Annotated in this window: 8 protein-coding genes; 6 read left to right on the forward strand and 2 right to left on the reverse strand. The window is 60.8% G+C overall.

Translation table 11 applies throughout. The annotated features are described in order from the left end of the window. A partial coding sequence (locus B4E36_RS07805) for an efflux RND transporter periplasmic adaptor subunit (RefSeq protein ID WP_414673746.1) occupies window positions 1-779 on the reverse strand: 779 nt, incomplete at its 3' end. A gap of 387 nt (window positions 780-1,166) precedes the next feature. Between B4E36_RS07805 and B4E36_RS07810 the strand changes: the two genes are divergently transcribed. Further along, window positions 1,167-2,867, forward strand: a complete 1,701-nt coding sequence (locus B4E36_RS07810; protein WP_345900203.1) for a putative bifunctional diguanylate cyclase/phosphodiesterase — start codon at window positions 1,167-1,169, stop codon at window positions 2,865-2,867. Between the two features lie 258 nt (window positions 2,868-3,125). After that, entirely contained in the window at window positions 3,126-4,664 is a 1,539-nt protein-coding gene (locus B4E36_RS07815; protein WP_292058958.1) for a sulfatase family protein, read from the forward strand. Window positions 4,665-4,668: 4 nt separating this feature from the next. Here B4E36_RS07815 and B4E36_RS07820 read toward each other — a convergent pair whose 3' ends face one another. Next, complete coding sequence (locus tag B4E36_RS07820) at window positions 4,669-5,583, reverse strand: LysR family transcriptional regulator (RefSeq protein ID WP_018064229.1); 915 nt, start codon at window positions 5,581-5,583, stop codon at window positions 4,669-4,671. Window positions 5,584-5,846: 263 nt separating this feature from the next. Between B4E36_RS07820 and B4E36_RS07825 the strand changes: the two genes are divergently transcribed. The 4 genes from B4E36_RS07825 to B4E36_RS07840 form a co-directional block, all read left to right on the forward strand. Further along, a complete protein-coding gene (locus tag B4E36_RS07825; protein ID WP_292058959.1) occupies window positions 5,847-7,355 on the forward strand; it encodes an ABC transporter substrate-binding protein in 1,509 nt (502 codons plus the stop codon). A 63-nt stretch (window positions 7,356-7,418) separates the two neighbouring features. Then, the gene (locus tag B4E36_RS07830; protein WP_292058970.1) at window positions 7,419-8,372 is read left to right on the forward strand and encodes a carbohydrate ABC transporter permease; all 954 of its coding nucleotides are present in this window, start codon (window positions 7,419-7,421) and stop codon (window positions 8,370-8,372) included. Further along, window positions 8,362-9,225 carry a carbohydrate ABC transporter permease gene (locus B4E36_RS07835; RefSeq protein WP_292058972.1) on the forward strand — a complete coding sequence of 288 codons (864 nt, stop codon included), beginning with the start codon at window positions 8,362-8,364 and terminating at the stop codon, window positions 9,223-9,225. Before B4E36_RS07830 ends, B4E36_RS07835 begins: the two co-directional genes overlap by 11 nt. A 28-nt stretch (window positions 9,226-9,253) precedes the next feature. Further along, window positions 9,254-9,747 (forward strand): ABC transporter ATP-binding protein (locus tag B4E36_RS07840; RefSeq protein WP_345900204.1); only part of this gene is annotated, 494 nt, incomplete at its 3' end.

The following is a 9,747-nucleotide window of genomic DNA, read 5'->3' on the forward strand; positions in this document are numbered from 1 at the left end:
GTGCGCACGCGGACAAAATCGGCTTCGGCCACCTCGGCCTCGAGTTCCAGAACGCCGTCTTCGGCCAGCACGAAGAGCGGTTCGCCGGACATTGCCGCGGTGTGGCCGGTGCGGGCATTGCGGGCGAGCACAAGCCCGGCCGTCGGGGCCCGCACCGTGCTCTTCTCAACGGTGCGCTCGATTTCCGCACGGCTGCGCTCCACGAGTTCCAGTTCGGCTTCGGCCACTTCGAGCGCATGGCGGGCAAGCGCCAGATCGGCGGCGGCGCGGGCATGCTCGTTCTCGCGCTCGCTTAACGCCCGTTCGGAAACGGCCCCGTTTGAAACCAGCGAGCGGTTGCGCGCCAGTTCCTTCGCGGCTTCCGCTTCGCTGACCCTTGCCTTTTCAAGGCGGGCCCGTTCCTGTTCGATCAACGTGCGGGCCCGGCGCAGTTCGACGGTATTCTTTTGCAGCGCCAGTTCGGCATCAACCGTGTCAATCTCGGCAAGCGCCGCGTCCGCCGCGACGAAATCGCCCGTCTCGGCCAGCACGGCGCGGATGATCTCGTCTTCCACCTCGGCATGGACCGGCACCTCATCGCGGGCGACGACCATGCCGGTCGCGGCCGCCGTGCCGACGACCTCTCCCGCGCGCGCGGCCACCACCGTGACGTGCCTTGTCTCCTGCGCTGCGGCGAGGGAGGCCGGGATCATCGCGAGCAGCAGGAAGAGGGAGCGCAGCAGCGCCCGCCGCCCGCCATGCGGCTCACTGGAGGAAGAAATAGTCGTTTTGTCTGTCATGGCCGATCTCTGTCTGAGAACCGGAGCCGGATCATCCGACCCCGCCATGAGCTCTGCCAGAGCAGTCGGGCAGGGGGTGCTACGTTGTGTTACGAAATGTTGCGAAGGTGCCATCGCGAAGCGGCGATGGTCATGCGGAAACGAGGGTCAGATTCGCTCGAAGGGGCGATTGCCCCGCGTCTACGTGACAAATCCTGCCCGCCAAATGACCGACTGAAGTCTGGCCTTACGCGAAGCGGATGTGTGTCACCCCGGGCGGTTCATTCCCTGGCGGACTTCGTGTTATGATGCGGCAGGAAGGGTCTTCTCGTGCTGCCGGACAGGCAGGTCCGCGGACACGGAGATCAGGTCCTGTTTATTGAAGTCAAGGCGTACGGAAGGCTGTCCATGTTCTCGCGTTCTACAATCCGAGCCACGGTCGACAACCTCCAGGCGGTTTTGAATGCCATGCCGCTGCCCGTGATCATCAAGGACCGCAGTCATCGCGTCGTGGTCGCAAACGATGCCGCCTGCACATTTTTCGGAACGCCGCGGGAGGCCTTGCTCGGCTCGCTGGACGAACAATTGCCGGAGGAACAGAGGGCTGTCTTCTGGAAGGTCGACAACCAGGTGTTCGAGACGGGTGAGCCGAACGAGAATGAGGAAGTTGTCACCGACGCCAAAGGTGACGTCCACGTCATCGTGACGCGCAAGCGGCTCGTCGAGCTCGACACGGCTGACGGCCGGGAGCCTTTCATCCTGGCCATTCTCTCGGATGTCACGAAGATCCGGGAGGCCGAGGCGCGGGCCGCCTATCTTGCCGAGCACGACCCGCTGACGGGTCTTTCAAACCGGAACCGCCTTACGGATACGCTTGCCGAGGCCGTCGCCGCTTCCGGGCGCTCGCAGGCCAAGGTGGGGCTTCTGCTTCTGGATCTTGACGGGTTCAAGCAGGTGAATGACCGATACGGTCACGTTGCCGGCGATGAGCTTCTGCGGGTGGTGGCCCGGCGCCTGTCCGGTCATGTCCGGTCCGGCGACACGGTTTCGCGGATCGGGGGCGACGAATTCTGCGTCGTCCAGGTGGGCGTCCAGCAACCGGCCGGCGCCTTCGCCCTGGCGAAGCGTCTCATTCGCGCGTTCGAAGAACCGGTTCTCGTGGGACAGACGCGCGTTTCCGTCTCGGCATCCATCGGAATTGCGCTGTTTCCGGACGATGCGTCGGGCATGGACGAACTCTATAACAACGCCGACATGGCGCTCTATGCGGTCAAGCGATCGGGCGGGGGCAGCTATCTTCGTTTCGACCACTCCCCTGAAGGGCAGGTCTGGCCGGAATGGGACGTCGAAAAGGAACTGCGCGCGGCGATCACCCATGGCGATATATCGCTTGCCTATCAGCCCCTGTGCGACGGCGTGGATTCGGTGGTCGTCGGATATGAAGCGCTCGCCCGGTGGACGCATCCCGAAAGAGGAGAGATTTCTCCGGATGTCTTTATCCCGGTCGCCGAGAGAACCGGCATTATCCGCAGGCTCGGCGCCTGGATACTGGAGAGGGCATGCCGTGACGCGGCGATGTGGCCGGGCCATGTGCGCGTGTCCGTGAATGTCTCTTCGACCCAGCTTGAGGATGGGCACATGGCCGAAACGGTCCGACATGCGCTTGCCGTCTCCGGGCTTGCGCCCCACCGCCTCGAACTGGAGATCAAGGAATCGGCCCTGATCGGTGCGACGGAGATGGTCGCGCAGACCTTTTCGCAGCTGAAGGAGATCGGCGTTCTTCTGGCGCTGGATGATTTCGGCGCCGGAACATCGTCGATATCCAGCATTCAGCGCATGCCCTTCGACCGGATCAAGATCGATCGCAGTTTTGTTTCAAATCTGGATTCCGACGCCCGCTCCGTCGCTATCATCCGCGCGATCCTGGCGATCGGCAAGGAACTCGACCTGTCGGTCACGGCGGCGGGGGTCGAACATGAGAGCCAGCGCATCGCGCTCAGGCACATGGGATGTCCCGAACTTCAGGGCTTTCTCCTCGGCCGACCGGAGCCCCTCTCAAGGGTGAACGAACGCGCGGAGCAGGCAAATGAGGGAAAGGAGGCAACGTAGTGGTTGCGCGTCGAAACTGGTGGAAACTACACGACCTGTAGCGGGTGAGGGATACTGTATCTGTCCACTGATCGTGAGATTTTGCACAAGCTCTTTCCTGGCATGCTGGAAATGTCGTTCGGTCATTGCTTTGGCGGAACTCCGATCGGAGCACTTCCGACCTGCGAGCGATAAAATTGTTGCATGGAGCGGATATGCCTTTCGAAAGCTCCCGGCGTCTCATTTCGTTATGGTGCGGCGTCGGGATGGGAGGCGTTTATGACGAGGCCGAATATTTTGCTGATCACTACCGATCAGCAGCACTACAAAGCGCTTGGGGTCCATGATCCAAGACTGAAGACACCGAACCTTGACCGCTTGTGCCGGGAAGGGACGCGTTTTGATCGGGCCTATTGCCCCGCGCCGGTCTGCACGCCATCACGGGCAAGCATCATCACCGGGCAGTATCCATCGCATCACGGGGCCTGGACAATCGGCGTCAAGCTGCCGGAGGATGTCCCGACTGTCGGCGATCACCTGATAGCCGCGGGCTACAATACCGCGCTGGTCGGCAAAGCGCATTTTCAGCCACTCGCAAGCACCCCGGAATCGGAATCGCTCGAATGTCAGCCGATCCTGCGTGACCTTGATTTCTGGCGGGGGTTTAGCCGTACCTGGTATGGGTTCGAACATCTGGAACTTGCCCGCAACCACGCCGATGAAAGCCATGCAGGCCAGCACTATGCGATCTGGATGGAGGAGAGGGGGCTTGTCGACTGGCGTGACTATTTCCAGCCGCTTTCGGGCGAAAATGCTGCGAAAGCGCCGCGCACCGGCAAGAAGGGCAGCTATACCCGGCTTGACCGTTCTTGGTCTCTACCCGCCGACATGCATTATACGACATGGACCGCCGAGCGCAGCATTGCCTATCTCGAAGAGCACGCCCGCAGCGGAAAACCGTTCTTCCTGTGGGCGAGCTTTCACGATCCGCATCCGCCCTACACCGTCAGCGAGCCCTGGGCGTCGATGTACGATCCGGACGACATGGAAATCGATCGGGTCACGCCCGGCGAGCATAACCGCAACCCGCCGCATTTTGGCAAGACGCAAGAGGAAAATCCGGATTTCGGGGACTGGCATGATCCCTATCAGGCGCATGGCTGCGAAAGCCACCTCTATCCGGAGGAAGATCTGAGGAAGGATAAGGCCACCTATTTCGGAATGATGAGCTTTCTCGATTCCGAGATCGGCCGCATCCTGGACAGGCTCGATGACATGGGCCTGGCGGAGAATACGCTGGTGGTGTTCACAACCGATCACGGCCACTTTCTTGGTCAGCATGGCCTCATCGCCAAAGGGCCGTTTCACTACGAGGACATGCTGCGCCTGCCGATGATCGTCAGGCTGCCGGGCAAGGTGGCCGCCGGCGCGGTCAATGAGGATATGCAGAGCCTCGTCGATCTGGCGCCGACCTTTCTGGAGGCCGCCGGCATTGCCGTGCCCGGCGAAATGCAGGGCGTCTCGCAATGGTCGAACTGGCAGGGCGGACCGGAAGCGCGGGATTTCATTCTTTGCGAGAACCGGCACAATCCGGTGATGCCGCATGTCGAAACCTATGTCGACCGGCGCTACAAGATCACGGTTTACCGTCAGGGCCGTTTCGGCGAATTGTTCGACCTTCAGGATGATCCCGGCGAGATCGTCAATCTTTGGGATGATCCCGCTTCGCAGGATCTCAAGGCCAGAATGCTTCATGCCATGATACAAGGCATCATGAAATCCGAACCCACCCGCATGCCGCGAATTGCCGGTGCATGAGGGGCTATGCGACGCGTTGGTCGATGGTCTCGAAATAGTCCGCGCACAACGCCATCAACGCCTGAAGCGGCGGATAGTGGCTGATCGCCTTGCGATAGACCGCGCCAGTATCGGAATTGCGCCGTCCAAGCTCGATCGGCACGGTCAGGATCGGACGACCGGGAATGCCGAGGGCAGCGGCATCCGGCAGGATGCAGAGATAGTCGCCGTCCTGCAGAAGGCGGAAAATGGCCAGAAGAGAGCTTGATCGCACCCTGATCTGCGGCAGTCGCCCGGTGCGCTCCATGACGGCGTGAAGCGTCTCCGCCTCGTAGATCGGATCGGCGGAATAGATGATCCAGGGGTAGCAATGCACGGCTTCATACTCATCGGCGCGGCATTGCTGGATCGGATGATCGGCGCGGGCGACAAGGCGATCGCAGATCTTGGAAAAGGCGCGCGTCTCCAGGTTGGGATGTTCGCTCTCCGCGTAAAGCCCGCCGAAGGCAACGTCGATCATTCCGTCGATCAGTGCCTGGGATGAACCGGCCACGCTGGGCGCCATTTCAAGCGTCAGATTTGGATATTGCTTATGCAGCTTCGAGGTTATCGTCGGCAATACGACGGAAGACCACAACGGGCCGGCATGAATGCGCAACCGTCCTTCGGCGGCAGGATCATTGCCGGCAAGCTCTGCCTCGGCGAGTTCCCAGTCGCGGGCAAGCCGCGATATCGTTGAAAGAAGTTTCGTGCCGAAAGGCGTCGGACGAACGCCGCGGGCATGGCGCTCCAGCAGCTTGGCATCGTAGAAATCCTCCAGTTGCGCCAGCGACCGCGAAAGCGCGGGCTGGGTCACGTTCAGGATCTCCGATGCCTTGCGTACACTGCCCGCCTCGGCAATGGTGCGGAACCGGAAAAGCAGGCTCATTCTGTCCAGCATAGGTATCAAATTCCTTTATCGCTGCAGCAAAGAATGGCATTTGTTTTTGATAACTTCAATTGATATCCATCAGTTCGCAACCGTCATCGAATGGTTTACCGGCGCCGCCTGCAGGAGGAGACTTGCGGTTGGCGTCATACGTTGGCTGCGGACTGTTTTCGCTTGAGGATGCGAGAGCGTTCGTAAACGGACAATGGTAGATCCTATGGTGCCGGGTCTGTCCTGACCGGAAAGCCGGTCGGGTTGCGCCAAGGGAGGAGACTATGACGCAGATGACAACGATGAAACGCCGCCAGTTCCTGGCTGGCAGCGCAGCACTCGGCGCGCTGGCGCTGACCGGCGCCGGCCGGGCTTTCGCGCAGGAATTCGATATTCCGGCCCCCATCGGGCCGATCAATGCCGATGGTCCGTTTCGCTGGCTCGACAGCGGCGATCAGAAGGCGACCTTCTACAAGGCGTTCTTTCCGGAATACGCCAGGGCGCGTGACATTGAAGTGGTCTATGACGGACTGCCCTGGAACGAGATCAATCAGGTCCTGCCGCTCGGCATCCGCAACAATACCGCACAGGACGTCTTCAACCTGCCGCTCAACATGCCGCCTGCCTACGCCGTCAACGAGGGCTGGGTGCAGGCCTATGACGATTTCATCCCGGATATCGAGACCTGGAAGCAGGGATTTCCGCCCGGTGCATTTCTGGAAGGCCTGAATGTCTTCAATGGCAAGACCTATGGCCTGCCATACACGTCGGCGCGCGTCAGTTCGGCTTTCACGCTCTATAACCGGAAATACCTGAATGATGCCGGCTATGATCCGGAGGCGACGCCGTTTACCTGGGATACATTCCGCGCGGCGGCGGCCAAGGTCACCGAGATGAATGCCGGGCGTGCCTTCGGTTTCATCATCGGCGGCAACCAGGTCAATCGCTGGTGGGATGCCTGCCGGACGCTGGCACAGACCAACGGGCTGGCCTGCGGCGATACGTCGATCGGCAACGGCGTCGATTTCCGCACCGGCGAGGTGGTTTTCGACGCCGACGAGATCGTCGGCTCCATCGAGCTTCTGTTGGCGCTGAAGGCGGACGGTTCGGTCTTCCCCGGCGTGATGAGCATCAACGCGCCGCAGGCGCGCGCGATGATGCCGCAGGGCGCTGCCGGCATGATCCTCCAGGGACCGTGGAATATTCCCCAGTGGGAGCGCGAGAACCCGAATTTCGATTTCGGCATCGCGCCGACCCCCGGCAAGGGCGGCTACTCCATCGTCGGCTCCCTGGCATCGGCGTCGAACACCATGTTCATCTATTCGAAGTCCAAGAACGCTTCCGTTGCCGCCGATATTTTCCATTATCTCGGCACGGAGGAAGGCCAGATCGCGTGGGGCAATGTCGTTGGCTCCTCCGATCCGCCGATCTTCCCGAAGGCTGTCGAACAGTCGACGATGTCGGCGCGATCGAAAAAGGCGCTGCAGATGTTCGAGCAGACCATCCGCATTTCGCCGAACCCGTTCGCGCGCAACCCGGAGCTTGCGGCCGTCGCCAGCATCTATCAGGAGCCGACTCCGAACGCCGCCCAGACGATTCAGGGCCTGTTCACCGGTCAGACAACCGACATCAAGGGCGAACTGACCAGGTTGGTCTCGGCCACCAATACGGCGCTGGATGCCGCTTTCAAGTCGGCGAAGAAAAATGGGGCGAATGTCAGCCGTGACGATCTCGTCTTCCCCAACTGGGACCCGTCGAAAGACTATGTGGCTTCGGATTACGAGGCGCTTTGAGGCTGGAAGCAGGCGAAAAGGACCCGCCGCCGACGGCGGGTCCGCAGTCAGGAAAACTATCCCATGTCCGATTTCACCGTGTCATCCAGTCTGACGCGCCGTCTGGGCGCACGGATCTGGAGCAGCCGCGTCGACTATCTGTTCCTCATTCCCGGCATGCTCATCTTCGGCGCCTTCATTCTCTACCCGATTTTTGCGGCGGAATATTTCTCGTTGCTGAACTGGTCCGGCTTCGATGCCAATGCCAAGTTCGTCGGGCTTGCGAACTATTTCGAATTGCTTCGCGATCCGTTCTTCTGGAATGCCTTCGGGCGTTCATTTCTGTTCACGCTCAGCACCGTGCCCGCGCAGATGATCATTTCGCTGATCATCGCGATCATCCTGAACAACAAGCTTCTGAAGCTCTCGGCCCTTTTTCGCACGATGATCTTCCTCCCGGTGGTGACGCCTGTCGCCGTCATCGGCATCGTGATGACGATCATGCTGTCGCCCTTCAACGGGCCGATCAACATGGCCATCCTGGATATCGGTCTGCTGTCGCGGCCGCTGGATTTCCTCGGTGACCCGGACCTGGTCCTGTGGACGCTGGCGGCGATCTATGTCTGGAAATGGGTCGGCGTCACCATGGTCTACTGGCTGGCCGCGTTGCAGACGGTTCCCGCCGAACTCTATGAAGCCTGCAAGCTCGACGGCGTGAAGGGCTGGCAGGTCACGCTTTACGTCATCATGCCGATGATCATGCCCTTTGCCATCGTCATCGCGCTGATCTCCGCCATCAGTGCGCTCAACGTGTTCCCGCTGATCATGTCGATGACCCAGGGCGGACCCTATTTCGCCTCGGAAGTGATGGAGGTCTATATCTTCCGCTACGCCTTTGCCACCGCAGGCGCCATACCGCGTCTCGGCTATGCCAGTGCGGCGGGCGTGTTCTTCGGGCTGGCCATCATGTCGCTGACCATTCTCCAGGTGCTGGCGGTTCGCCACCTGCGCAACAGGGAGAAGCCCCATGCCGCATGATGCCCGTGTTGCAATCCGGCAGCCGGTGCTGTCGCCGCGCATGCGCCGCGTTCTGATCTCCGTCGTGCTAGCAGCGGTTTGCGCCGTCTGGATCTATCCGCTGTTGTGGATGGTCTCGGCGTCGCTGAAGGACAATGCCGCGATCTTTGCCAATGAAGGGCTGATCCCCGGACAGCCGACGTTCGAAAATTATGTTCGCGCCTGGAAAGAGGCCAATATCGGCTCCTATTTCTTCAACACCGTTTTCGTCACGGTGGGGTCGGTTCTCCTTGTCACGATCGCCTCCTCGATGATGGGCTATGTGCTGGGGCGCCGTCGGTTCGTCGGGCGCGGGCTGATCTTCGCGCTGATCGCGTTCACGATCTTCGTGCCGCAGGGCTATACCATCATCCCGATCTTCGACCTGTTGACGCGCATCGGGCTTGGCCAGTCGCTCTGGGGCGTGATGCTGGCCACCTGCGGCGGGTCCTTCGTCATCTTCGTTCTCCTGTTTGCCGGCTATTTCAGCCAGATACCGAACGAGCTCGAAGAAGCTGCCAAGATGGACGGCGTCAGCTTCGTCAAGACTTTCTGGTACGTCATGCTGCCGCTTGCCCGCCCGATCGTTGTCACGGTCGTGGTGATGCAGACGCTCTACGCCTGGAACGATTTCCTGCTGCCGCTGGTCGTCACGCTCGCCAATCCTTCGATCCGGACGCTCTCGGTCGGCGTCTACGCCTTTCGCGGCGAGAACTTCATCGACTGGGGCGGCATGACCGCCGCCTCCACGATCTCCATCCTTCCGGTGGTGATCCTGTTTTTGTTCCTGCAGCGCTACTTCATCGACGGCCTCGCCGGGGCGGTGAAGGGATGATTGCTGAGCTATTTGGGAGAGACCAGACATGACTGGCGTCAGTCTCAAGAACATCAAGAAATCTTATGGCGGTCTCGAGGTCGTGCACGGCGTCGACATCGAAATCGAAAAGGGCGAGTTCGTTGTGTTCGTCGGCCCGTCAGGCTGCGGCAAGTCCACACTTCTCAGGATGATCGCCGGGCTTGAGGAAATCAGCGGCGGCGACCTCGAGATCCACGGGCAGCGGGTCAATGATGTCGATCCCTCAAACCGGGGCGTCGCCATGGTATTCCAGACCTATGCGCTTTATCCGCATATGACGGTCGACCAGAATATGGGCTTCGGACTGAGGATGAACGGTACGCCGAAAGCCGAAGTGGCCAAGCGCGTCAGCGAAGCGGCGAAAATCCTGCAGATCGAGGACCTTCTGGACCGCAAGCCGAAACAGCTTTCCGGCGGACAGCGTCAGCGCGTTGCCATCGGCCGCGCCATCGTGCGGCACCCTCAGGTCTTTCTGTTCGACGAGCCGCTGTCGAACCTCGA

The sequence above is a fragment of the Martelella sp. UBA3392 genome (genome assembly GCF_002358775.1).
In the GTDB taxonomy this organism is placed as follows: domain Bacteria; phylum Pseudomonadota; class Alphaproteobacteria; order Rhizobiales; family Rhizobiaceae; genus Martelella; species Martelella mediterranea.

What these genes read in the sequence shown, in the direction of transcription:
- B4E36_RS07810 (WP_345900203.1), top strand. Translation starts at nt 1,167, where the DNA reads ATGTTCTCGCGTTCTACAATCCGAGCCACGGTCGACAACCTCCAGGCG.
- B4E36_RS07815 (WP_292058958.1), top strand. Translation starts at nt 3,126, where the DNA reads ATGACGAGGCCGAATATTTTGCTGATCACTACCGATCAGCAGCACTAC.
- B4E36_RS07820 (WP_018064229.1), bottom strand. Translation starts at nt 5,583, where the DNA reads ATGCTGGACAGAATGAGCCTGCTTTTCCGGTTCCGCACCATTGCCGAG.
- B4E36_RS07825 (WP_292058959.1), top strand. Translation starts at nt 5,847, where the DNA reads ATGACGCAGATGACAACGATGAAACGCCGCCAGTTCCTGGCTGGCAGC.
- B4E36_RS07830 (WP_292058970.1), top strand. Translation starts at nt 7,419, where the DNA reads ATGTCCGATTTCACCGTGTCATCCAGTCTGACGCGCCGTCTGGGCGCA.
- B4E36_RS07835 (WP_292058972.1), top strand. Translation starts at nt 8,362, where the DNA reads ATGCCGCATGATGCCCGTGTTGCAATCCGGCAGCCGGTGCTGTCGCCG.